Genomic DNA, 24,565 nt, shown 5'->3' with positions numbered 1-24,565 from the left:
CGTTAGATACGTGTTTCACTGCTGAGTGCGACGGCGGGCTGCAAGAAGTGCAGTCATGTCGTCTGCGGCCTGGAGTAGACTGCTCACCCATTTGTCTGTCGAGAATCGACTGCTCGGTCCCGCCACGCTTAGTGCCGCTACCAAAGAACCCGTGGAATCGACGACTCCAGCAGCGACACCGTCAATTCCTTCTGCGTATTCGCCTTCGGTCACCGCGTATCGTTGCCTCCTCACAGTTGGGAGGGTCACGGATTTAAGTAGGTCTTTGGAACGGATGCTGTGTTGCGTGACGGGGGGCAGGTCATCCTCCGGGTAGAGATTGTCGATCTCTGCATCCGAAAGGGAGGCCAACATGATTTTTCCGGACGCGCAACTTATGAGTGGCATGCGAGTCCCGACCTTGATGTCCAGCCTCAGGACGTGATTGGTCTCGAAGCGCTGGACGATAATTGCATCCCGGTTCCACGGGATTGCAAGTGATACGGCCTCGCCGGAAAGATCTGCGAGCTCGCGCATAGGTCCAAGCAGCTCACCTCCGAAGCGGGCAGCGTCCGGTACGGCTGCCCCGACCTCAAAAGCCGTTATGCCCAAGACGTACTGGCTCTCCTCGTTCTGAAGGGCGAACTCTTGTTCGACGAGCGTGGCGAGGAGCATGTGCGCTGTGCTGCGCCCAATTCCCATCCTTCGGGCTACGTCGCTTACGCCAATACCGTCAGGGTTCTCGCTCAGCAGCTTGATCACGCGTAGTGCCATCGCCACTGTGCTGGAGGTCCTGGAGCTATTTGACATATGCGAACACCCTTCGTAAAATGCGAATGCCCGTAGATCATGCCCGGCGCCTTGAGGCCGGTCAAGAGTCTTTTCCGTATTGGGTAGATGTGAGAGCAGGGTCTCTAAATCCCCTGGCACCCCCTGCAGACCGAACGTGCTGACGGTGGCGTGGGCCAGTGACGAAGCCATAGATCCTCATACCTGAGCGGGCCTTAGCGTGTCTTCCCATACGTCAGCGAAGCCGCCGAGGACCCTCGGTAACGCGGCCAAAAAAGGTTTGCGTCTCCCCTCTGATACCGCCCCGGACGCCGAGATTCGGCAACAGCAGGTGCTTTTCGAGATGTCGACGCCCTCACCGCGGGCAGCCGTCCAGCCTGGAGTCCGTCCGGTCGAGAGAATCGAAAATGTCCCCACACCGCTTGACAGCATTTCGGCGGCCGACGCCGCTTCTACCACTACGAATGCAGGGTGATAAATGTTTAAGCACCTGATTGCCAACGCACCTGGTCGTAGGCGGCAGGTATGGGTATCGGCAGCTGTCTCAAAGTGACACGTTTTGTTCCTTGCCCCCGGTCCCATGCTGGAGGAGACCCTTTAGTTCTACAAGCATGGTGAGTTGATCAGAATGATGAACCGGAAGCTTGCACACGGTCGGCACCTCGAGTGGGGGCTACGCGTGAATGAGCAATGCAACCCTCAGGTGGCCTTCGACGGCGAGTCGGGACAGCGTAAGCAGCGCTCCGAGTTGAGAGAGCCCACTGGGCATTGGTTGCCTGCTTCCAACGACTCACTGGTTTCGGTTGTCCGTCATACCATCGATGGCATTTGGCCTGACACCATGGCCACGATGGCCTGACAGGGTGCAGCGAGGACGTGGAACAAAGTAATGCTGAAGGGGCATGGCTACTTCACCCGCTATTGAGCTTGACACTCAGATTTTATGAACCAGGCTGCTTAGGGATGACGGCGCGTACCGCCACAAGTTCTTGCCGCCTGGGCAAGTCCGACTAGCCGCTTTCGCGATCTAGGTCATTGGCGACGTCGATCCTGCCAAGCTGCTGCACAAACAATTCCTATTACCAGATCAAGGTGAAAGTAATGAAGGCTCGAGAAGCTCACAGGAGACGAAAGCACGCTGTGCTTTCGGATTGGCGAGAACTGCAACAAGGTGAACGAGTAAACATTTTGCGGAATGCGAGGATCGTCGCCCAAGGTCTAGTAGAAGAAATATCGGAAAGTGGGGGAGTGCTGTGGATCGTGAATGACCAATCCGAAAACCAGGCATTTCTCAAATCGGACGGGGTTCTTGTTCACAGGCATTGACGGGAATCGAAATGATGCGCACCACCGCGCGACGGCTGCCCGACAGGGTTACTCGCGAGGTGGCGGAGATGTTCGAGGACGATGTAGTCATGAACGTCGCAAGCGTCGATAGCCCGGCATCGTCGAAGAGGCCGGTGCTGTTGCCATGGTGGAAAGCTCACTAAACTGCTCTGCCGCAAAACAGTTCGCGGTGTCGCTGTGACTTTGAGGATCTCAGCCCAAACGTGACTCAAACTGACACGGTCGCTTGGTGTATCCACAGTCGATGCTTTAAGCAATCCAGACAATCATTAGAGACCACGGAACATAAAGGCCGGATCCGTCGATACAAGACTCGCTCCGTGCACAAGTTATTCAGACACGGCGACATGATTCCGACAGGCAGTTCATAAAGGAATGGTGCAAAACCTATGACGAGAATTTCTAGGACGCGTTGGGACAAGGTAGCTCGACGTGACGTAGTAGAAGTAAGTTTCGACGGGAAGTTCGTGCAGATGGGAATCGTCGATGAGTGTACTTCCGACGGTGAGTTCGTTTGGCTTCTGGACAGTCTCGGCGAGCGGAGGCTTTTTCATGAACACGACGGTTACAACCTCGAAAAACTGGATCGTTAGGGGATTTACTTCCAATTTGAATGCGACGTGTCGAACATCTGGATACCTGGTAGGCCCCGGCCCGCTCTGACGGCTGTCTGTCGAAACAAGTGCGCTTTCTTCATATTTTGCTCCTCGTACCTGGGAGCTTCCTGGCTACATCTTGCGATACAGTGGCGGCCAGTCTTTCCGGGAAGTGTCGTGTCGGCTCTAGCAACAAATGTCAGTAGTCAAACTGCTCAGCTTTGTAGCGGTCGCGCTGCGGCATGGAGATGGAGGTCCAGCTTGAGAACGGCGCGTGAGAGCAGGACCGCCCGGTCGGTCAGCTTATCCAACTCTTCGTCGTCGCAGTCTGGTGATGCCCAGCGCGTCGCACCTTCAAGCAATGTCATGACAACTTTGACTCGATCTTCCGCTTCGGTATACCGCATATCCGTGGCGGCGGCCACATACATGTTTTGGTGCATCCGCACCCAGTCATCGACCTGGGTGCGGAGTTCGGCTGGAAGTATGTGTGCCGCTCTGTCCGTGGCAACCAGCAGATCCCACAGATTGCTCTCCGGGAGTCGCACCTGACGGGTGAAATGAAGCCTGACCATGGCATCCCAGAACTCCTCAGCTGATGCGGCCTGCCGAACCGCTTCCAGCAGTGCGACGCCGAAGCGATGGAAGTGCCACCTGAGAGACTCTGCGACTATCTCATCCCTGCCATTCGGAAAGTGTGAGTAAAGGCTCGGGGGTTTGATGTTGACGGCATTCGCGATGGTCCGCATCGAGACTGAGTTGAACCCGTTTGCTATGGCCAGCTCAAGGAAAGCCTCCAGAATATGCCGCCGCGAAGCCGACTGCCCAGTCCAACCCCACTCCTCCAGGCGGTCTGAAAAAGCGTCCCGTGCAGCTACATACGATGTACCACTCATAGCTCGACCCTAACAAGCGACCAACGGGACAAAAACCCTTGGCTAACGTTCATTAGTTAGGTACGCTTGGATTGGCGCGAAGAAGCACCCGCTTTTGGCGTTTCCATAGATGCTATTTTGAGCAGGAAGAGCGGAACATGGTCACCGAAAAAACAATCCGGGGGACAAGCCAGAACTGCAACCTCTTTGGAAGCGGCCTTTCGGGCATGATTGCCGCGCATATCAGCGCCCAAGCCCTGGAAACTAACGCGCGCCAGGACGATGCCTGGCAGGCACAGCAGGCCTTCCGTGCCCGGTCCCGCGGTTGGTTTGCAAGGCGTGCTGCCTCCCACCCCCACGGGACTGCCGCTGTCTCCTAGTCCGCCTCATTTTCTCCAGAAAGACAGTTCTTCCATGGCCGCTGAAATGCTGTCCCCTAGGCCGCATAACTCGTTGCGCGAAACTAATCGCCTCCGAGAACTTTTCCTCATGCAGCCTCATACGGATCTCCGGGGAATCCGGCCGATCGTGGCGCGCTCTTGGTACCGCAGCAGGGCCGCTGGAGTCGATGCCGTAGCCGATCGAGGCTTCTTTGACGAAGGCCGGGTGGACGAATATACAATCCAAGCTGCCGGCCCACATTTGCAGAAGCTGGACGAAGTGGCTGCCGACATGGGTGGATACGTCAACCTGACGGCACCGAACGGCGTACTCGTAAAGGCCGATTTCCTTCGCGACGACGGCTTCCCGGCCGGATATTCGCTTCTGGAAGAAAGTTGCGGCAGCAACGGTGAAGGCTTGGCGCTGGAGGAAGGCCGTGGCGTCTGGCTGGCCCCGGAGGAACATTTCCGCGAAGACATGCGAGGGAACTGGTGCTTTGCTTCGCTGGTTCGGGACCCGTTCCACAACCGCGTGCGAGCAGTCGTTGGCCTGACACTCCCCGCCAACCGCGTTTCTACCTTGGAACCCTCCTCTACGCTGCTGATGCTTGAGGGCGTAGCCTCGCGGATCGAGCGCGATATCGAAGTGCGGACTTCTTCCAGGGAGCGGGCGCTTCTGAATGAGTACTTGAAAATCTCGCGCCGAAGGGGCAACCGCGCGGTGATAGCACTTGATGGGAAGAACTCCCTCCAGAACGCCACCGCAACGGCTTCTTTGCAAGACAGCGACTTCTCGATCATATCCGGCTACGCCACGGTGGTAATGTCTTCCGGTCGCGGCCTGAACTGTGAGGTGATGCTCCAAGGGCCTGGACTATCCACTCTGGAAGTTTCCCCCGTAACCCTGTCCGCTGCGAATGTCGGCGCAATTGTTGTCGTCCGGCCCCATGCTCCAAACAATGAGCGGGCCGTCACTGCTGCAGCCATACCCCCGCAACGGGAGTCTTCACCGCAGGGAACCGCTGAGCGACTGATGAAGCACCTGGATGGGACCAGCACCGAGTTCAAGCGCACCCTTAACCTGGCCCGCAAGGCGGTAGACGAGGGCAGGTCCGTGATGATGATCGGTGAACTTGGCAGCGGGAAACACCGCGTGGCCAGTGCCATCGCATCGCTGCGCGGAGGGCACATGGCGGTTGATGCACGCAGTGGCGCTCTCAAGAACCCTCAATTCAGGGACGTGCTCCATAGGGTGGCTACAGAACTGCCTGCGACGCTGATTATTGAGCACGCCGACGAGCTTTCCCAGAACGAAGCCAGCGAGATCGCCCGCAATCTCAGGGGAAATTCGGCTACCAAATTGATCTTCACGATTGCACGGCCAACAGACGCCACCCTGCTGCTCTCCGAGTCTTTTGACGCCCTTGAGGTATCAGTAGCGCCGCTGAGGAACAGACGGGAAGACATCCCGCAACTCGCCACTGCCATTGCGGAGGAACTGGGGGAGCGCAGGCTTTCCCGTAGGCTCGTCTCAACGCTCACACAAGCCGACTGGCCGCGGAACATAGACCAGCTCCGGTCCGTCGTTTCCAACGCGGTGGAGCGGTCAGAAGGTGCCGAAGTGACGGTCGACGACCTGTCGCAGGGCTTCCACCGCGTCTTGACCAAGGGGCGGCTTTCCCGGCTGGAAGACGCCGAACTCAGCGAGTTGCGCACCGCCCTGCAGGAGGCGAAAGGCAACCGCAGTCTGGCAGCGGAAACTCTGCAGATTGGCCGCTCCACCCTGTATCGGCGCATGGACTACTTCCGCAGTCGGGGCATCGACCTCTGATTCCACCAGGCAGAAATAGCGGAGCCGGCCATCCTTGATGGCCGGCTCCTGCGTGCTGCCCTACAACTCTGACCCACGGGATAGGTGTCCCGCTCTTGTGTCTCGATCTGGCACGGATAGAGGCTCGGATATCGCGTTGTACTTGAAATCACCCGACACCGGCACTCGTCCCATGGAGTGTTTGGCAGCGAACGAGGGTACGACACGAACAGGACGACACACTATGACGCGCGATGCCCAGGGAACCATTCTTGTGGCCCCTCACCATTTCCCAAATTTGGACCGTGAGCATGCCCTCGCGGTGGAGTTCGGTTACGCACTCAAGCCTGCGGCGGACGCCGATGCCTTCCGTGAAGGGCTTCCCGAAGCCGACATTGTCATGATCACCCCCTATGCCAAGCTCACTGCTGAGGACTTCCCCGTGATGTCCAAATGCAGGGCAGTCATCAGGTACGGAATTGGCTACGACAACATCGATGTTGCTGCTGCCACCGAGGCCGGCATTCCGGTTTCGATCGTCCCGGGGACAGCTTCGGAGGAAGTGGCTTCACACGCTTTCGCTATGGGCCTGGCGTTGGCACGCAGGCTGCCTGCAGGTGATGCGTCGATCCGAGATCTCGGCTGGGCCGGGACCATCGGATACGACACGCCGGTTCTGTCCGAGCTCGAGGTCGGTGTTCTTGGAATGGGGCGTATCGGCCAGCATGTCGCCCGGATGTACCAGGCTGTGGGCGCCCGTGTACGGGCCTACGATCCGTTCGTGACGGACAGCTTCGTGGAGCTGACCGGGCTGGACGACATCCTGGAGAACTCCGACGTCGTCTCGTTGCACCTGCCGCTGACCGCGGAGACGGGCAACCTCCTTTCCGAGGATGTCCTGGCACGGATGCGCAAGGGGGCAGTAGTAGTCAACGTCTCTCGCGGCGGCCTCATCGATGAAGCAGCACTTGCCGAAGCGCTGACCTCGGGACACATTGCCGGTGCTGGTATCGACACCTTTGCTGAAGAGCCGCTGCCTGACGGGCACCCGCTTCGCTCAGCACCCAACACCATCCTGACTCCCCACATCGCATGGCGTTCCAACCGCTCGACGGGCGCACTGCAGGACGGCGCCGTGGAACGGGTCCGGCTGGCACTGACCGGGCAACCGCTGATCGACCTCGTGAACTGAAAGACTGGAGAAAAACCAATTGGGAACAAGAAACCACCTGGAAAAGGTCGCGGAGGGTCACCCCGCGGAGGATCCACACCTGCGCAGGGGACCCCGCGGCTTCCCCTTGCTGCCGGGCGGCTACGGCCGATCAACGTACTACACCGGAGCCCCAAGCCCCTATGCCATCCGAGGCGAGGGCTACCGCGTCTGGGATGACCGTGGCCATGAACTGATCGATGCAAACAATAACTTCACCTCGCTGATCCATGGCAACGCGCACCCCGAGATCACCGAGGCCGCAACGAAGGCACTCAGCGCCGGCGCCAGCTGGGGAATCCCGAACCTCTACGAGTGGGAACTGGCAGACCTCCTGCTGTCCCGCCTGCCTGATCTTGACCAAGTCCGATTTGCCAACTCCGGCACCGAAGCCGTGATGTCCGCAATCCGCATAGCCCGCGCAAGCACTGGGCGCGAACGCGTCATCGTCACTAAGGGCGGTTACCACGGAACGTCCGAAGTGGCCCTGGTTCCTGGCGGACCGGCATACCAGCGCGGAGTGACCCGTGGTGTAATAAACGACGTCACCGCGGTGCCGCTCAATGACGTCGACGTCCTGCGTCATGAAGTTGAAGCGGCACCGGACTCATACGCGGCAATCATCTTGGACCTGCTGCCCAACAGGGCCGGTCTTCTCAAGATTTCCGAGGATTTCGTACACGCTGCCCGTGAGCTCGCAACGCGGTACGGGATTGTCCTGATCATTGACGAGGTCATCAGTCTGCGCCTCGGATTCAACGGCTTCAGTGGCGAATACGGCGTTTCCCCCGACTTGCTAACCACTGGAAAATTGATCGGCGGCGGCTTCCCCGTCGGCGCCGTGGCCGGCCGGGCTGAACTGATGGCCGAAGTGGATCCGACCCATCCGGGCAGCTTGCCACATGGCGGCACCTTCTCCGGGAATCCGGTCAGCATGGCTGCCGGGGCAGTCGCCTTGCGCCTCTTCACCGAAGAGGAAGTAAAGAGGCTGAACCACCTGGGTGACACCACGCGTGACACAGTGAACCTAAGGATCGCCGACGCCGGCTGGGAAGTGCGCGGCCGGGGTTCTCTGCTCCGCGCGGTTCCTGCCGGCGCAGAGAAGGTCGACGAACAGACCCAGCACCGGCTCTGGTGGGCCTCCTACGAGCGGGGATTGCTCGGTTCGCCCGCCAACTTGCTGTCCCTGTCCACCCCCATGGATGAGAAGGTCGCGGGGGACATCGCCGAACGACTGGCTGATGCCGTGCTCGCAATTGCAGGCGGAACCCCGAAAACGGAAAACGGAAAGTAGCCATGAAGATTGTTTCCTACCACCACGAATCCGGCGTCCGCGGCGGGGTGCTGATTGACGATGCTGTCTATGATCTCGAACTGCTCCTCCAAGGCTCCACAGATGCAGTTCACGGCGCAACCACCTCGGTCCGTGAGTTCCTGAAGCTCTACGGCGACCGGATCCCCGCGATCTCAGCCGGGATCACCAGCGTCGCCGCCCAGGACCTGGTGGCCCGAGTCGGCGCATTGACCGAGGTTCGCTTAACCACACCGGTCACGGACCCGGCCAAGGTGCTCTGCATCGGTCTCAACTACAAGGACCACGTCGCCGAAACCGGCCGGGCCTTCCCCGAGTACCCGGACGTTTTCGCGAAGTTCGCCTCCACCATGATTGGTCCTGAAGAGGAGATCGGGGGTGCCCGGGTCTCAGACAACCTTGACTTCGAGGGTGAGCTGGCAGTGGTTATCGGACGACGTGCCAGCGAAGTATCTGAAGAGGACGCGCTGGAGTACGTCGCCGCACTCGCCCCGTTGAACGATGTCACGGCGCGCGACCTCCAATACCGCGGCACCCAATGGCTGGCCGGCAAGGCCGTAGACGGCTCAACCCCTTGGGGCCCTGCGCTGGTCACCCTGGATGAAGTGGGTGATCCGCAAAGCTTGGAATTGGCAACCCGCGTTAACGGCAACGAGGTCCAGCGCTCCAACACGGGCTACCAGATCTTCCCCATCGCCCGCATCGTCTCCTACCTCTCGAGCTTCCTCACCCTGGAACCGGGTGACGTCATCGCGACGGGTACCCCGCAGGGCATTGGTGCCAAGCGGAACCCGCCTGTCTGGCTTGAGCCCGGAGACATCGTGGAGATCGAAATCGAAAAGGTCGGACTGCTTCGCAACACCGTCGGCCAGCCCCGGCTCTAATTCCCTTCAAGTTCTACGAAAGTAATGAAACCCATGAGTGAAGTACAGACACAACCAGGCGAGGCCAGGTATCGTATCGCCGTCGACACCGGCGGTACGTTCACTGACGTCGTAGTCGATTCCAACAGCGGCGACATGGCGGTCGGCAAGGCGCTGACCACCTACGACCGGGTGTTCACCGGCTTCGAAGCCTCAGTTCGCCGTGCGGCGGAGTCGGTCGGCTGGAGCGGTGACGAGGTCCTCCGCAACGCGGACGTCATTGTCTACGGCACCACCCACGCCACCAACGCAGTGCTGACGGGCAAGGTTGCCAAGACTGCACTACTAACCACGGACGGGTTCGCCGACACCCTGCTGCTGCGCGAAGGCGGGCGCCGGGACGCCTTCGACTCCAAGGCCGCCTACCCGCCGCCCTATATTCCCCGCCACCTGACCTATGAGATCACAGAACGCATTTCCGCTGAAGGCGACGTCCTGGAGCCGCTGGACGAAGAGCAGGTACGGGAAGTCCTGGGTTCCTTCAAGGAACAGGGGATTGAAGCAGTTGCCGTTTCCTTCCTCTGGTCGATCATCAACGACGTCCACGAGAAGCGAGTTGCCGAACTGATCGAGGAAATCCTCCCCGGCGTTCCCTTAACTCTGTCCAACCAGGCCAACCCCACCATCCGGGAATACCGCCGTTCCTCTGCAGCCTCGATCGACGCTTCTCTGAAGCCGTTGATGGCTGACCACCTGGGCAAGCTGCGTTCCGACCTCGAGGAGTACGGTTTCGCCGGCGACCTCCTGGTGGTGACCTCCGAAGGTGCGGTGCTCGACGTCGCGGATGTCCTGGACCGTCCCGTTCTGCTGCTGAACTCCGGCCCGTCCATGGCACCCCTTGTGGGCGCGGCGGCTGCTCCGGACCGCGACACTGTTGTTGTCTGCGACATGGGCGGTACCACGTTTGACGTGTCCCTCGTTGAAGAAGGCGTCGTCCGCCACACGAGGGAGGCCTGGCTGGGTGAGCCATTCGTAGGACACCTCACCGGCCTGTCCTCCGTTGCCGTTTCCAGCATCGGTGCCGGTGGCGGCAGCATCGCGTGGATCGATGGCGGCGGCTTGCTCCGCGTGGGTCCGCAGAGCGCCCGCAGCACCCCCGGACCGGCAGCTTACGGCCGGGGCGGTGAAGAGCCAACGGTGACGGATGCATGTGTGGTACTTGGCTACCTCGATACCGAGGGCTTCGAAGGCGGGTTCACCTTGGACCGCGAGGCGGCCGTGCGGGCCATCGATACCCGCATCGCCGGACCGTTGAAGATGGGCACGCTGCAGGCTGCACAGGCCATCCTCGACGTCTCCGCCAACCACATGGCCACGGCTATCCGTCAGGCGGCCTTGGAACAGGGCGTGGACCCTCGGGGTGCTCTCATTGTTGCGGGCGGTGGAGCCGGTGCCATGGTTGCCGCAGCGATCGGTGTCCTCCTCGAAGCTGAGACCGTCCTCATTCCGGCCACCGCCGGTGTGCTAGCGGCCTATGGCGCCCACCGTGCACCTATCGCCACGGAGTTCCTCTCGCCACTGCACAACGACACCCGCAGTTTCGACGCCGTTTCGGCCTCCCGCGCCGTTGAGGACTTGACCGCCAAAGCCGAGCTCTTCCTGAAGCGTTTCGATGGCGTGGGCGAGGCGCCCAGCGTCACCTACTTCGTCGACGCCCGCTACCCAGGGCAGGCCTGGGATCTGCGCGTGTACCTGGATGCCGCTCCCGACACCTCCGGCGATGCCGCTGGACTCATTGAGCGGGCCTTCCACGAAGAACACGACCGACGCAACGGCACACACGACCCCGACAGCCGGGTGGAGATCATCTCCTGGGGCGCACGTGTAGAGATACCGCGGCCGGAGCACCCGAAGGACGAGGGGGGCAACACCGGCACCACCGAGATTCATCGCACCGATGACATCGTCTTTGGTGGCGAGCCCTTCAGCACCCAGCGGTACCGGGGCGTCACCCTGGCGCCGAGGGACAAGATCCTGGGGCCCGCGGTCATTGACCAGCCCACCACGACGATCGTCGTGCCGCCTGAGTGGAACGCAACCCTCGACGAACGATCAAACATTTACCTCACCCGTAAGGAGGCGTAACCGTGACGCGCGAATTTGATCCTGTAAAGCTTTCGGTACTTGCCAATGCATTCGACGGCATCGTCCGTGAAATGACCAGCGGCCTGCTCCGCTCGGCCCGTTCCTCTGTCATTAACACTGCCCGCGACTTCTCCTGTGCCGTGCTGACGGCTGACAACCAGCTTCTCGCAGCAGCAGAGGGTGTCCCCGTCCACGTCTTCGGCGCTGGCCCGCTCGGCGAAGACATGGTGAAACTCCATGACGACATTCGAGAAGGGGACGCGTTCCTCCACAACGACCCTTACATGGGCAACTCCCACGCCGCCGACCACGTCATCCTGGTTCCAATCTTCCTTCGGGGACGCCACCTCTTCACCGCCGTCACCAAGGCCCACCAGGCCGACTGCGGCAACTCGCTTCCCACCACGTTCTTTGCCACAGCCCGTGACGTCTACGAGGAAGGCGCCCTGATCTTCCCCTGCGTACGTGTCCAGCGCGATTACACGGATATTGACGACATCATCCGCATGTGCCGGTCCCGCATCCGTGTCCCGGACCAGTGGTACGGCGACTACCTCGCATCGGTAGGTGCTTCCCGGATCGCCGAGCGCCGCATCCACGAACTCGCCGAAAAATTCGGCGCCGATGATCTGGTGGACTTCGTTGACGCCTGGTTCGACTATTCGGAACGCCTTACCGCCAGCGCCATCGAAACGCTGCCCGAGTACATCCTCCACGGCACCTCGGCCCACGATCCCTTCCCCGGCACCGGCCCGGACGGGGTGCACCTGCAAGCCACCGTCGAGGTGAAACCCAAGCAGGGCAAGATCGTTATTGACCTCCGCGACAATCCGGACAACCTCCCGAATGGCCTGAACCTCACAAGGGCAACGGCAACGGGTGCAGCTCTTGCAGGCATCCTCTCCGGTATTCCGGAGAACCTGCCGAGCAACGCCGGAACCTTCCGGAGGGTGGAGGTGTTGCTCCGTGACGGTTGCGCCGTCGGCGTCCCGAAGCACCCCTACTCGTGCTCGTCCGGAACCACCAACCTCGCTGACCGAGTGGTCAACATCGTCCAGGCCGCCTTCTCCCAGATTGATGACGGGTACGGCACAGCTGAGGGAGCAGCCGGGCAAGCCCCTGCCAAATCGGTTATTTCCGGCATCGACGAACGCAATGGCAACGCCTACGTGAATCAGATTCTGGTGGGAGGCGTCGGTGGCCCGGCTACCCCCTACGTTGATGGGTGGCCGACCTATCAGCGTCCTGTCTGCGGTGCTCTTCTCTACCACGACAGCGTGGAGGTGGACGAGCAGCGTTATCCGATCCTGATCCACGAACGCACTTTGGTAGCGGACTCCGGCGGAGCAGGCCGGCAGCGAGGCGGACTCGCAACCCGGGTCACCATGGAACCGCGTGGGGAAAGTGTCACCCTCACATACGGCATCGAGGGTAAGCTCAACCCGCCCAAGGGCGTCCGCGGCGGCCGTGATGGCGCTGTACCGTCGGCGTGGGTTGAAGACCTCAAGACCGGCGAACGCCGCGAGATTCCCGTGGTGGGCCGCTACGACCTGCAGTCCGGTGAAAAGGTAGTCTCCATCACCCCGGGTGGTGGCGGATACGGTGACCCGCTCGAACGTGAAGTGCTGGCGGTCCTCGACGACTACCGCGAGTCACGGGTTTCCCTGGAAGCAGCAGCTGCCGAATATGGCGTCATCATCACCGACGGCGCAATCGACGAAGCGGCCACGGCAAAGACCCGCCAAGAGCGTCTGGCCATCTAGAAGTACCAGCCATAGCAACTGATTCCGGGGCGGGGTATATTTCCTCGCCCCGGAAGGTTTCACTAACTAATGACGGAGATTCACATGGAACCCATTCGAGTCGGCATCATCGGCGTCGGAAACGTTCTCAACCAATACCTGGACAAGATTGGCGTCCACCCGGACGTCGACATCGTGGCACTGGCAGACGTCAACGCGGAGGCCGTGAAAGCACGGGCAGCAGAATACGCGGTTCCCAAGGCCCTCTCGCCGGACGAGTTGCTGGCCGATAACGAGGTAGAGCTGGTTCTCAACCTCACCCCGCCAAAGCTCCACGCGCCGGTGACGCTCCAAGCCATCGCCGCAGGTAAGCACGTCCTTTCGGAAAAGCCGTTTGCAACCTCTCTGGATGAGGCACGCCAGATCCTGGACGCCGCCCGCGAGGCTGGGGTGAAAGTGGGCTCAGCACCCACCACCTTCCTCGGCTCCGGCATGCAAACCAGCCGCAAGCTCATCGATGACGGTTGGATCGGAGAACCCGTGGCCGCTTTCGCGTCCTTCGCGTGCCGCGGCTATGAGCACTGGCACCCGAACGTCGACCCTTTCTACAGTCCGGGAGCCGGCCCCATGCTGGACATCGGGCCGTACCTGATCACCAACCTTGTAAACTTCTTCGGCCCGGTCAAGCGGGTCTCCGCAACAACACCACGTTCATCGGAGACCCGGCCCCGTCCCGGCAAAGAGGGCGGAGTCATTCAGATCAAGACCCCGACGCACGTCACGGGCACCATCGACTTCGAGTCGGGTGCATCCGCAACGGTGATCGTCAGCTGGGACATTTGGAACCACAACCTGCCGCATTTGGAGATATACGGAACAGGTGGCTCGCTGGCGGCGCCAAACCCTGACCACTTCTCCGGGGCACCTGTGCTGCGCCGAGGCGAGCCCGGCGACCTGGCGCTGGACATGACCCCTCCAGGCGGTGGTGACTGGCGGGAAACTCCAATCACACACCGCGACGATGCCTACCGGGGCATCGGCCTGGCCGAGTTCGGCTACGCCATCCGCAAGGGCCTGGAGCCGCGCACCGGTGGCGACTTCGCCTACCACGTGCTGGAAGTCCTCCTCGCCTTTGAAGCATCCTCGGAGCAGGGCCGTCACATCGAGATTGAAAGCACCTGCGAGCGGCCTCGGCCGCTGCCTTCGGTGGGACCGCAGGAGCCCTACCGTTTCGACTAGGGGAACGTAGGCAACAACAACAGCAGCCGACGGCGGTACTTGCGTGCCGCCGTCGGCTGCTGTTTTTCGTACCCCATAGCAAGCGTGCGTATCAAACTGGGACACAACATTGCTTCCCCACAGTGAAAACCTGAAGTTCGGGCGAATCGGTTGCAAATGCCGACGCACCTACGAATTTAGGAGATCGCATGACTAGCACAGCCGCTGCTGACATCGGCACAGAGGTCGACGTCAAGGCCGTCCGTCGCCGCACTGTCGCACAAGCAATCGTTGAATACCTTCAGGTCCAGTACAGCGAATTAGACGGTGAACGGAGGCGCCTGGTTGCCGGAATGTACGGCATCTTCGGACACGGCAACTCCGTTGGACTGGCGCAGGGAATCGACGAGTATGGCGTGGACTTCCCGCACTACCAGGGCAAGAACGAGCAATCGATGGTCCACGCCGCCATTGGCTTCGCGAAAGCCTCAAACCGCGCCGCGACCCTTGCCTGTACCGCCTCCGCCGGCCCGGGATCGACGAACATGGTCTCAGGTGCCGCCACGGCAACTACCAACCGCCTTCCGGTGCTTCTGTTTCCCGCGGACATCATCAATAACCGTTTTGGTGATCCCGTGCTGCAGCAGATCGAGCACCCGGTAGAACGGGATGTATCCGCCAACGACTGCTTCCGCCCGGTCAGCCGCTACTTCGACCGGATCACCCACCCGGCCCAACTGCTGTCCACACTCCCTGAAGCGATGCGGGTCCTCACCGATCCAGTCGAAACCGGCGCCGTAGTAGTTTGCCTGCCCCAGGACATCCAGGGCGCGGAATTCGACTTCCCGGAATCCTTCTTCACACCGCGGGTGTGGCACATCCGTCGTCGTCCTGCTGTGGAGGACGAGTATCGCGATGCTGCCGAAATCATTGCGAACGCCGAACGCCCCCTGCTGATCGCAGGTGGTGGCGTCCGTTACTCGAAGGCACAGGAGGAACTGGCACGCTTCAGCGCCGAGTTCGGCATTCCGGTGGCCGAGACGTACGCCGGCAAGGGAAGCGGCCCCATCAGTGAACTTAATCTGGGCGCCCTCGGCGTGACCGGCACAGTGGGGGCAAACGAAATCGCCGACGCCGCGGATGTTGTCATTACTGTAGGCTCACGCCTCCAGGACTTCATCACTGCATCACACTCACTGTTCCAGAACCCCAACGTGAAGTTCGTGAACCTCAACGTTGGCTCATTCGACGCCCACAAGATGGGCTCATTCCCCGTCATTGGCGATGCCAAACTGTCCCTTGCCGCGCTGCGTGAACGCCTCGGAGCCCGTCAGTACGGCACATCCGAGGACTTCCGCAGCGACATCGCGGACGCCCGGAAGGCCACCTTCGAGGTACGCAAGCACGACCTCCAGGCATTCCCCGGTGAGAACATGAGCCAGGCCCAGGTAATTGACGTGCTGAATCGCACGGCCACCAGCCAGGACGCCCTGATCCTGGGATCCGGCGGGGTGGTTGAAGGCATCCACAAGGCCTGGGATCCGTCCAACGGCACCGAGATCCACTTCGAGTACGCCAACTCCTGCATGGGCCATGAAATCCCGGCAGGCCTGGGCTACCGGATCGCCCGCGGGGACACCCCTGGCGAGGTGTACGTGCTGATCGGTGACGGCACCTACTTTATGCAGCCCACCGAGCTGGTCACTGCGGTGCAGGAACACAAGAAGATCATCACCATCGTGATCGACAACCGCGGGCACCAGTGCATCTGGCCGCTTCAGGTGTCGAAGGGCGGCCCTGGCCGCGAGTTTGGTACCCAGTACCGGGAACGCAGCAACGAGTCCGGTCGCCTCGACGGAGCAATCCTGGACTTCGACATTGCGGCCAACGCTGCCAGCATGGGCTGTGCAGCCTGGTCCACGACCACCATCGAGGAATTCGAGGCGGCGCTCACCGAGGCCAGGGAAGTGAACGGCCCCGCAGTGATTGTGGCCCGTGTGGAGCGCGCGCGCTACCTGTCCGGCAACGGTGCTTTCTGGGATGTCGGAGTTCCCATGACGTCGGAGCGCCCGGGCAGCCAGGAAGGGACTGCGAAGCACCTGGAGGGCCGTGCCCGCCAGCGCTTCTACGCAGCCACCACCGCACCTGACGCCCGCTAAACGCGCCGGGCGGGACCGCGCTGCAGCGCGGTCCCGCCCGGCGTTTTACGGGGCAACCCCGTTCTTTCAATTTTCTGACAAAGGAGCATCCACCATGAGTGCATTCGCTGTTGTAGATCCGGCCACAGGAACCACCCACGCGCAATACCCTGCGGCTACCGACGCAGAGGTCGAGGCAGGCCTCAGCGCAGCGCAGAGCACCTACCAGGACTGGTCACGAACCACTACCGTGGCTGAGCGGGCAGCGTTGGCAAAGCGACTGGCCGACCTGTTCGTGGAACGCAAGGACAAGCTTGCGGCCATCATCAACCGGGAGATGGGCAAGCCCCTTCCGCAGGCGGTGGGGGAAGCAGAGTTCTCCGGCGCCATCGCCGCAGCATTTGCCGAACACGCGGAAGAATGGCTCGCCGATGAAGAACTTGAGGTAGCCGACGGCTTACGGACCTTCTTCCGCTACCAAGGCCTGGGCGTGGTCCTCGGCATCATGCCGTGGAACTACCCCTACTACCAGGTGGCACGCTTCGCGATTCCCAACATCATCCTGGGCAACACCGTAATTGTCCGCCATGCGAGCCAGTGCCCTGAGTCAGCCCTGGCCCTTGAGGAACTCTTCCGCGACGCCGGTTTCCCCGAGGGTGCCTACGTCAACCTCTTTGCCACCCACCAGCAGATCTCGGACATCATCGCCGACGACCGCCTTCAGGGAGTATCACTCACAGGTTCGGAGCAGGTAGGTGCGATTGTGGCAGAACAGGCCGGGCGTGCCCTGAAGAAGTGTGTGCTGGAACTCGGCGGCGCCGATGTGTTCATTGTGCTCGACACCGATGACATTGACCTCGCAGTGAAGAAGGCTGTTATGGGCCGTATGGGCAACACCGGCCAGTCCTGCAACGGCTCCAAGAGGATCGTCGTGCTGGACAAGTACTTCGACGAGTTTTCGGAGAAGTTCAAAGCTGCTGTTGCCGGTCAGTCATACGAGAGGGGCGATTTCGGTCCACTCTCCTCAGACTCCGCCACCAAGTTCCTGAAGGAGCAGGTGCAGGGCGCCCTCGATCAGGGCGCCGAAATCCTGGTGGGCAACAACCAGCCTCAGGGCAACGTGTTCACACCAACGGTAATTACAAACATCTCTCCCTCCATGGACGTCTACAGGGAGGAACTCTTTGGCCCCGTGGCGCAACTTTACAAGGTCAGCAGCGACGCAGAAGCAATCAAGCTTGCGAATTCCTCGCCTTACGGCCTTGGTTCCGTGGTAGTTTGCGACGACCTTGAGCGGGCTGAGCGCGTCGGCAACCAGCTCGACGTCGGCATGGTCTTCATCGGCGCCTATGACCTCAGCGGTGCTGACGTTCCCTTCGGCGGCGTCAAGAAATCAGGCTACGGACGTGAACTTGGCAAAGTTGGAATGCTGGAGTTCGCGAACAAGAAGCTATTCCGGTTCGCAAAGTAGCGCACCTGCGCATCATGCAAGGGGAGGTCCCGGCGGACGGACCTCCCCTTGACCTTTTACTTGGCACAGAGTGGCTGCATGCCGTACGGACAGATCGTGCCAGACAACTGGAAGGATCAGGATGGTAGGACTTATGACTGAACCAGCAGCCGGCTCTGGCGATGGTGCGGTGAGCGAAGGAGCCTCGCTCCTCTACGCCCCGGGACCCTACTTCGGTGCCTACGGTGGACGTTGGATGCCTGAGGCGCTGATCCCCGCCCTTGACGAGCTGGAGGCGACCTTCGAAAAGGCCAAGGCCGATCCTGAGTTCCGTGCCCAGATAGATGACCTGAACAAGAACTATTCGGGCCGACCCTCGCTGCTGACCGAAGCCAAGCGGTTCTCTGTCCATGCCGGGGGCGTGCGGGTTTTCCTCAAACGCGAGGACCTCAACCACACCGGCTCGCATAAGATCAATAACGTGCTGGGCCAGGCGCTTCTTGCCAAACGCATGGGCAAGACACGTGTAATCGCCGAGACTGGCGCAGGGCAGCACGGTGTGGCAAGTGCAACGGCGGCTGCCCTGCTAGGCCTCGAGTGCGTCGTCTATATGGGTGCCGAGGATTGCCGCCGTCAGGCGCTGAATGTGGCCAGGATGGAACTACTGGGAGCGACTGTCGTTCCGGTCGCAACGGGTTCCCAGACGCTCAAAGACGCCATCAACGAAGCCCTCCGGGACTGGGTAGCCAACACTGATAACACCCATTACATGCTGGGCACGGCAGCGGGTGCCCACCCGCTTCCGGCGATGGTCCGGTATTTTCACGAGGTTATCGGTGACGAAGCCCGCAGGCAGATACTGGAGCGGACCGGCCGCCTGCCCGACGCGGTTTGCGCCTGCATTGGCGGTGGGTCAAACGCCATCGGCCTCTTCCATGCCTTCCTCGACGACCCTTCCGTGAAGATTTACGGATTTGAGGCCGGCGGCGCCGGCATAGAGAGCGGGCGCCACGCGGCCCCGATCACGCTCGGCCTGCCGGGCGTACTGCACGGTGCCCGGTCCTACCTGATGCAGGACGACGACGGACAGACAATCGAATCGCATTCAATTTCTGCAGGACTTGATTACCCCAGTGTCGGGCCGGAGCACTCGCACCTCGCTGACATCGGGCGGGTCAGCTACGAAGCGATCACCGACACCGAGGCCATGGAAGCCTTTCGGCTGCTCTGCCGCACTGAGGGCATTATTCCTGCCATCGAGTCGGCACATGCACTCGCCGGTGCCATAAAAGTGGGCCAGCGGCTGTCCGCCGGAAACGGCGCCACGAGTGATGCCACCGACAAAGTGGTGATCGTAAACCTGTCCGGCAGGGGCGACAAGGATGTGGGAACTGCAGCGGAATGGTTCGACCTCCTGCAACAGCGACCTCGCTGAGGCCGCCTGCCATCGAAGGCCGAGGGCTGTGAAGGTAGGCCGGTCCAGCGATGATCCGGCCTACCTTTGCCATGGTTTCTACGAGACAGGCTCAGCCATTCGGCTCCGCGACCGGCATTGTGCCGGCTTCGATGGCGGCCAGCTGCAGCGCGAGTAGTTTTGAGTAAAACCTGCCATCGCCAATGCCGAGTGAAACCATGAACCACAGCTGGTCCACTCCAGTGCGTCGCCACAGGCGGCCGTATTCACGGTCTGGCCCCACCATGGCGAATTCACCCACTCGATCAGCGATGTCATCACCGAGGACCTCACGGACCACCGACGGCGCACCCTGGTAACCAGTGGCGAACACAACGAGGTCGGCGTTTACGGAGCGGCCCCCGTCCAGCATGATTCCGCTGGGGCTGAGGCCCTCCACACTGCCATGGAGCAGCTTAATAGTTCCATCGATAATAAGCTCGGAAGCACCAGCGTTGTAGTAATAGCCGGTCGCGTTGAGGCCAAAAATCAGCCCAAGAACACCTTGGCCATCCGGGCCGTCGCTCAGCTCGAAACCTGCCTCGACCAAACCCTCCAACAGTTCCCGGTCCATCGCCTTGACCAACTCCACATGCTTTGGGCCGTGGGCAGGAAGTGCACCGAAGGGAGTTGAAGCGTTGACCAAGTCGGCTTCCTCGATGCTGTATCTCCCGCTGACGTGGTTGGCGTGCATCACTTTGTGGAAGGTGGAGGTATTCATAACAAACGTTCCCGACCGCTGAATCATAGTGACGTCGACGCCATGCTCGGCCAGGTCCTGCGCAATGTCGTGCCCACTGACGCCGGAACCCACAACCACCACACGCTTACCCCGCCATTCTGCGTGGCCCTTGTAATCCACGGCATGCATCACCGTTCCTTGGAACTCAGACCGTCCGGGTACATCCGGAATGTTCGGTGCAGCGTTCATGCCGGTGGCGAAAATTAGATGCCTCGGGTTGATCTTGCGGTGTTTTCCGTGCCGGCTGACATCAACGATCCACCGCCGGGACGACTTGTCGAACTCCGCGGCGTTTACTGTCGTGCCGGTCCAAACGGTCAGATCCAGGAGTGTCGCGTAGCTCTCGAGGAAATCGCCCAACTTGTCCTTGGGAGTGAAACGAGGCCACGTTGACGGGAACGGAAGATACGGCAAATGATCGGACGCAAGTGGGGTGTGGAGTGCCAGCGAACTGTACCGCTTACGCCAGTTATCACCAACGCGCTCGTTGCGTTCCAGGACAAGGGCAGGAATGCCCAGGGCACGAAGGCGGGCCGCGAGCATGAGTCCGTTGTGTCCGGCACCGAGGATGACAACGTCCGGCTCCTGCTGCGTGAACTCGGGGTCGAGTCCCTCCTGCCAACCAAGGCGGTTCCGCACCGGACCGTGCGTCTTTCCACTCGGGCGGCCGTCGAGATGGCGCTCCGGGTGGCTGTCCACGGCGTCGAGGGCCAGGACCAGGCTGGCCGCCAGCCAGGTTCCGTCGTCTTCCTGCACTAAGCGGACGTGGCCAAGACCCCTTCCAGCGCTGTTCCTGAACTGAAGGAAAGCGGAGATGTTGCGGGGAGTTCCGTCTTCGACAACGATGGACTGTCGGCCAGGCTTTACGTCGATCGACGTTAGTCGGTGCGCCGGCGGAACCGTGAACAGCTCGGAGATCTCCTCGTATCCGATCGCATTGCGGAAATCCCAGGACAGCGCCAGAAGGTCGCGGACAACTCCATCCGGTCGGAAAAGAGCAGCGGCGACCCCGTCCCTGGAGGCCAAGGTCTTGGCCAACCGTCGTGTCCACTCATGCACGACCAATCCGTACAAGTTGATCGAATCCGGCTTCACTGCCGGGGGTACGGCTACATCAGTCACGTCCACCGATTCCTTTGTGTGTGTCATGTGTATGGTTTCCTTCATTCTTTGAGTCGGCTGGCTGTCCACCCCTATTGCGCGGTGTATCCGCCGTCGATCAGGAGGTCCGCGCCAGTGACGTAGCTAGATTCGTCACTGGCCAGATACAGGACGCCGTAGCTCACTTCGATAGGCTGGGCGGCGCGTTTCATGGGAGTTGCATTATTGAACTCGCGGTTGGACTTTTCGCCCTCTTCCTCAGCCATCGGAGTCATAACCAAGCCCGGCGAAACCGAGTTCACCCTCACGCCGCGGAGTGCATATTCCATAGCCGCGGCGCGCGTCATCATCTTCACGGCCCCTTTCGAAGCCTGATAGGAGAAGCCGCCGGGGTTGCCGACGGTGCCATTGATGGAGCACGTGTTGACGACTGCGCCGCCGCCGCTTCGCTCGATCGCGGGTGCACCATGCTTGAGGCCAAGAAAGACGCCTTGCTGATTGATGGCGGTGGTGAGGGACCAACCCTCAAGGCCCTCTTCTTCAACGGGCTTCATTGTGCCGACGATTCCCGCGTTGTTGACTAGGATGTCGATGCGCCCCCAGCGCTCTTCTGCCGCTGCGATGACGGTTTTCCATTCGTCTTCGGAGGCAACGTTCAGATGCATGTAGTGCACATCGTGCCCGGAGTCCCTGAGCTCACTGGCAACTGCCTCGCCCTTTTCATCCAACATGTCGGTGACAAGCACCGAGGCACCCTCTTGCGCGAAAAGGCGCGCGTGGGATTCGCCCTGCCCTCTGGCGCCGCCGGTGATGATGGTTACTTTGCCTTGAACACGGCCCATGAGTGTCTCCTTCGTGATGGATGGGGTGAAGTGCTTCACGCTTTGGAAGACGCTACTGCCGCCTCTTGACGGGGTTTGTGCCAGAAAGAGACATTTTTCACCTCATGGTCCGGGCAAACATTAGTCAGGAGCGCGGCACCGGCCGCGCCGGATCAAGGGGGCCCAACAGTGGGTGTGCGACTCGAAGGCAAGACAGCAATTGTGACCGGTGCAGCTTCTGGGCAGGGTTTAGCTACCGTACGGGCGCTGGTAGGGGAAGGGGCCAGTGTCATGGCGGCGGACATTGATGAAGCCGGGCTGGAGCGGCTCGCAACCGAGAGCGGGCAAATTACGACGCGACGCTGTGACGTGAGTAAGGCAGCCGAGGTGGAGCGGCTGGTTGCCACGGCCGAACAGACCTACGGGGCCGTCCATGCCCTGCTGAACTGCGCCGGATATTTGCGAGCGGCATCCGTGCTCGAGACCGATGACGATGTGCTCGACCGGATCATCGATATCAACCTGAAGGGCGTGTTTTACGGCTGCAAATATGCCATCCCCGCCCTGCAACGGGCCGGCGGCGGATCAATCGTCAATTGGGGCTCGGTCAACTCGTTGGTGGCCGAACCGGATATCGCGGCCTATTCCGCCTCAAAAGGAGCGGTCCTGATGCTCACCAAATCCGTGGCCGTCGAATATGCCAAGGACAATATCAGGGCAAATTGTCTGTGCCCAGGCGGTGTCCTTACGCCGATGGTGGCAAATTTTTTCGATGAGGGGTTTCTCAAGGATGAACAAGCCCAGCGCGCTTACCAGCCGCTCGGCCTGATCAGCCCGGAGGAAGTAGCTGACGTCGCGGTGTTCCTGGTTTCGGACGAATCACGCAAGATGACCGGTTCCGCTGTAATGGTCGATGCGGGATACACGGCGGTCTGAACAGATGTCCCACCTTGGGACAGTAGTCCCCTTCCCGGCTGCGTAATCTCGACAGAACCATCGCGCCACGTCCGGCGCAACAATTCACAGAGGAGTTACTTGGCGATGACTATTGACGAACAGCAGGCCTTCGCAGCCCGGGTGGCGGAACAACGGCGCACCCGCCATACAACTGTTCCCCACGTCATCGCGGGCCAGGAATATTTCGAAGGCGCACTCCTGCAACGGGAAGACCCCAGCAATCCCCGTGCGGTGGTCAGTGCCTGCCACGATGCGCCCGCTGAACTCGTGGAGCGGGCCGTCCAGGCGAGCCGTGCGGCCCAGCGGGCCTGGTCCCGGGTTCCACCTAAGGAGCGCATTGAACGGGTGCGCCGGGCAATTCCTTTCATTGAGGAGCGTCTGGAGGAGTGGGCGGTCCGTGTGGCCCTGGAGATTGGCAAACCCTATGCCGGTGCCCGGGCTGAAGGGGCGGAAGTTCTTGAAATTGTCCGCCAGTACACCGAATACGCGTCGGCTCCAGGAGCTTTTGAGGATCAAAGAACAGACGACCCGACGGGTCTATCGAATGATTCCGTGCTTCGGCCCTACGGTGTTTTCGGCGTGATCACACCGTTCAACTACCCGATTGTCCAGGCCGCAGGCCCTGCCATCGCTGCACTGATCGCGGGCAACGGAGTAGTCGTCAAGACATCGCATGATGGTCCGTGGTCCGGGCATGCCGTTTATGAACTCTGCGAGGCAATGGGGCTTCCGGAGGGACTGGTGAATGTGGTCCACGGAGGCGACGGCCCGGGCCGGGCTTTGGTCGCGTCGGACATCGATGGCATCTGCTTCACTGGTTCCGTCGCTGTGGGCAAGTCCATCCTGGGCGATTTCGCCTCCGGGCCGTATCCCCGCCCGGTCATTGCCGAAATGGGCGGCAAGAACCCGGTGATCGTCACTGATACGGCTGATCTCGAACAGGCGGCCGACGGCATTGTCTTTTCGGCCTTTGACCTCAGTGGACAAAAGTGCAGCGCACTGTCCCGGGTGTTGGTTACGCCCGCCGCCCACGACAGGCTGACGGAACTCGTCGCGGAGAGGGTCAGGGACCTGAAGGCCGGCGACCCCATAGACGCAGATGTATTCGCGGGTCCCGTTGTTTCTGCCGAAGCAGTGGAACGGTATGACGAACTGTTGGCATCCGCCCGCAGAGAGGAGTTCCGTATAGATACCGGCAAGGCCCACGACGGCGGCTACTTTGTTCCGGCCACCGTGGTCTCCGGGGTGCCGGCCACACACCGGTTAGCCACTGTGGAGCATTTTCTGCCCTTCCTGACCATCAGCAAGCTGCCAACTTTCGACGCGGCCCTGACTGCCGCTAATGACACAGAGATGGGTCTGACCGCCGGGCTCTATACCGGGGACGAGAGCGAAGCAAGGGAGTTTCTTGACCGTATCGAGGCTGGCTGTGTGGACGTGAACGTCCCTGGCCACGCCACCACTGGGTGGTGGCCGGGACCACAGACCTTTGGCGGATGGAAGGCGAGCGGTACGACCGGTAAACAAACCCTCGGGAAGTGGTACTTCCAGCTGTTCGGACGCCAGCAGGCGCGGAAACTTCCGGCGCACCTGGAGCACCTACTCCAGCACTGACATCAGTCCAGTACACCATTGAG

16 protein-coding genes are annotated in these 24,565 nt (G+C 61.0%); 12 read left to right on the top strand and 4 right to left on the bottom strand.

Annotated elements, in window-relative coordinates; genetic code table 11:
- Nucleotides 1–15: 15 nt before the first annotated feature.
- Complete coding sequence (locus ACZ9BC_RS14590) at nt 16–741, bottom strand: IclR family transcriptional regulator (RefSeq protein ID WP_476246563.1); 726 nt, start codon at nt 739–741, stop codon at nt 16–18.
- Between the two features lie 2,185 nt (nt 742–2,926).
- A complete protein-coding gene (locus ACZ9BC_RS14585) occupies nt 2,927–3,607 on the bottom strand; it encodes a TetR/AcrR family transcriptional regulator (protein WP_476246562.1) in 681 nt (226 codons plus the stop codon).
- 393 nt (nt 3,608–4,000) lie between these two features.
- Between ACZ9BC_RS14585 and ACZ9BC_RS14580 the strand changes: the two genes are divergently transcribed.
- The 10 genes from ACZ9BC_RS14580 to trpB all read left to right on the top strand — a co-directional run bounded on the left by ACZ9BC_RS14580 (nt 4,001) and on the right by trpB (nt 19,289).
- Complete coding sequence (locus ACZ9BC_RS14580; RefSeq protein WP_476246561.1) at nt 4,001–5,797, top strand: sigma-54-dependent Fis family transcriptional regulator; 1,797 nt, start codon at nt 4,001–4,003, stop codon at nt 5,795–5,797.
- 223 nt (nt 5,798–6,020) lie between these two features.
- Nucleotides 6,021–6,968 carry a C-terminal binding protein gene (locus ACZ9BC_RS14575; protein WP_476246560.1) on the top strand — a complete coding sequence of 316 codons (948 nt, stop codon included), beginning with the start codon at nt 6,021–6,023 and terminating at the stop codon, nt 6,966–6,968.
- A gap of 19 nt (nt 6,969–6,987) precedes the next feature.
- Nucleotides 6,988–8,280, top strand: coding sequence for an aspartate aminotransferase family protein (locus ACZ9BC_RS14570; RefSeq protein WP_476246559.1), 1,293 nt, complete (start codon nt 6,988–6,990; stop codon nt 8,278–8,280).
- Between the two features lie 2 nt (nt 8,281–8,282).
- On the top strand, nt 8,283–9,182 hold the full coding sequence (locus ACZ9BC_RS14565) for a fumarylacetoacetate hydrolase family protein (protein WP_476246558.1): 900 nt from the start codon (nt 8,283–8,285) through the stop codon (nt 9,180–9,182).
- 33 nt (nt 9,183–9,215) lie between these two features.
- Nucleotides 9,216–11,306, top strand: coding sequence for a hydantoinase/oxoprolinase family protein (locus ACZ9BC_RS14560; protein ID WP_476246557.1), 2,091 nt, complete (start codon nt 9,216–9,218; stop codon nt 11,304–11,306).
- A 2-nt stretch (nt 11,307–11,308) separates the two neighbouring features.
- Nucleotides 11,309–13,069 (top strand): hydantoinase B/oxoprolinase family protein, encoded by a 1,761-nt coding sequence (locus ACZ9BC_RS14555; protein ID WP_476246556.1) that lies wholly within the window; start codon nt 11,309–11,311, stop codon nt 13,067–13,069.
- Nucleotides 13,070–13,153: 84 nt separating this feature from the next.
- Nucleotides 13,154–14,287 carry a Gfo/Idh/MocA family protein gene (locus ACZ9BC_RS14550; RefSeq protein WP_476246555.1) on the top strand — a complete coding sequence of 378 codons (1,134 nt, stop codon included), beginning with the start codon at nt 13,154–13,156 and terminating at the stop codon, nt 14,285–14,287.
- Nucleotides 14,288–14,475: 188 nt separating this feature from the next.
- Entirely contained in the window at nt 14,476–16,425 is a 1,950-nt protein-coding gene (gene iolD, locus ACZ9BC_RS14545; RefSeq protein WP_476246554.1) for a 3D-(3,5/4)-trihydroxycyclohexane-1,2-dione acylhydrolase (decyclizing), read from the top strand.
- Nucleotides 16,426–16,519: 94 nt separating this feature from the next.
- Nucleotides 16,520–17,875, top strand: a complete 1,356-nt coding sequence (locus ACZ9BC_RS14540; RefSeq protein ID WP_476246553.1) for an aldehyde dehydrogenase family protein — start codon at nt 16,520–16,522, stop codon at nt 17,873–17,875.
- Nucleotides 17,876–18,008: 133 nt separating this feature from the next.
- Complete coding sequence (gene trpB / locus ACZ9BC_RS14535) at nt 18,009–19,289, top strand: tryptophan synthase subunit beta (protein ID WP_476246552.1); 1,281 nt, start codon at nt 18,009–18,011, stop codon at nt 19,287–19,289.
- Between the two features lie 91 nt (nt 19,290–19,380).
- Here trpB and ACZ9BC_RS14530 read toward each other — a convergent pair whose 3' ends face one another.
- The gene (locus ACZ9BC_RS14530; protein ID WP_476246551.1) at nt 19,381–21,198 is read right to left on the bottom strand and encodes a flavin-containing monooxygenase; all 1,818 of its coding nucleotides are present in this window, start codon (nt 21,196–21,198) and stop codon (nt 19,381–19,383) included.
- Between the two features lie 44 nt (nt 21,199–21,242).
- Complete coding sequence (locus ACZ9BC_RS14525) at nt 21,243–22,031, bottom strand: SDR family NAD(P)-dependent oxidoreductase (RefSeq protein WP_476246550.1); 789 nt, start codon at nt 22,029–22,031, stop codon at nt 21,243–21,245.
- 129 nt (nt 22,032–22,160) lie between these two features.
- On the opposite strand from ACZ9BC_RS14525, the gene ACZ9BC_RS14520 reads away from it, so the two are divergent.
- Together ACZ9BC_RS14520 and ACZ9BC_RS14515 are read left to right on the top strand one after the other, a co-directional pair.
- Nucleotides 22,161–22,907: an SDR family NAD(P)-dependent oxidoreductase gene (locus tag ACZ9BC_RS14520; RefSeq protein ID WP_476246549.1), complete on the top strand. Its 747-nt coding sequence runs from the start codon at nt 22,161–22,163 to the stop codon at nt 22,905–22,907.
- Nucleotides 22,908–23,012: 105 nt separating this feature from the next.
- Complete coding sequence (locus ACZ9BC_RS14515) at nt 23,013–24,542, top strand: aldehyde dehydrogenase family protein (RefSeq protein WP_476246548.1); 1,530 nt, start codon at nt 23,013–23,015, stop codon at nt 24,540–24,542.
- Nucleotides 24,543–24,565: the final 23 nt, after the last annotated feature.

The organism is Pseudarthrobacter sp. TE3704 (genome assembly GCF_056279405.1).
The sequence above is the reverse complement of the archived record's forward strand: the minus strand, read 5'-3'. Positions and strand labels throughout refer to the sequence as shown.

Coding starts and splice junctions, on each gene's coding strand:
- ACZ9BC_RS14585 (WP_476246562.1), bottom strand. CDS start 3,607: ATGAGTGGTACATCGTATGTAGCTGCACGGGACGCTTTTTCAGACCGC.
- ACZ9BC_RS14580 (WP_476246561.1), top strand. CDS start 4,001: ATGGCCGCTGAAATGCTGTCCCCTAGGCCGCATAACTCGTTGCGCGAA.
- ACZ9BC_RS14575 (WP_476246560.1), top strand. CDS start 6,021: ATGACGCGCGATGCCCAGGGAACCATTCTTGTGGCCCCTCACCATTTC.
- ACZ9BC_RS14565 (WP_476246558.1), top strand. CDS start 8,283: ATGAAGATTGTTTCCTACCACCACGAATCCGGCGTCCGCGGCGGGGTG.
- ACZ9BC_RS14560 (WP_476246557.1), top strand. CDS start 9,216: ATGAGTGAAGTACAGACACAACCAGGCGAGGCCAGGTATCGTATCGCC.
- ACZ9BC_RS14550 (WP_476246555.1), top strand. CDS start 13,154: ATGGAACCCATTCGAGTCGGCATCATCGGCGTCGGAAACGTTCTCAAC.
- iolD (WP_476246554.1), top strand. CDS start 14,476: ATGACTAGCACAGCCGCTGCTGACATCGGCACAGAGGTCGACGTCAAG.
- ACZ9BC_RS14540 (WP_476246553.1), top strand. CDS start 16,520: ATGAGTGCATTCGCTGTTGTAGATCCGGCCACAGGAACCACCCACGCG.
- trpB (WP_476246552.1), top strand. CDS start 18,009: ATGACTGAACCAGCAGCCGGCTCTGGCGATGGTGCGGTGAGCGAAGGA.
- ACZ9BC_RS14530 (WP_476246551.1), bottom strand. CDS start 21,198: ATGACACACACAAAGGAATCGGTGGACGTGACTGATGTAGCCGTACCC.
- ACZ9BC_RS14515 (WP_476246548.1), top strand. CDS start 23,013: ATGACTATTGACGAACAGCAGGCCTTCGCAGCCCGGGTGGCGGAACAA.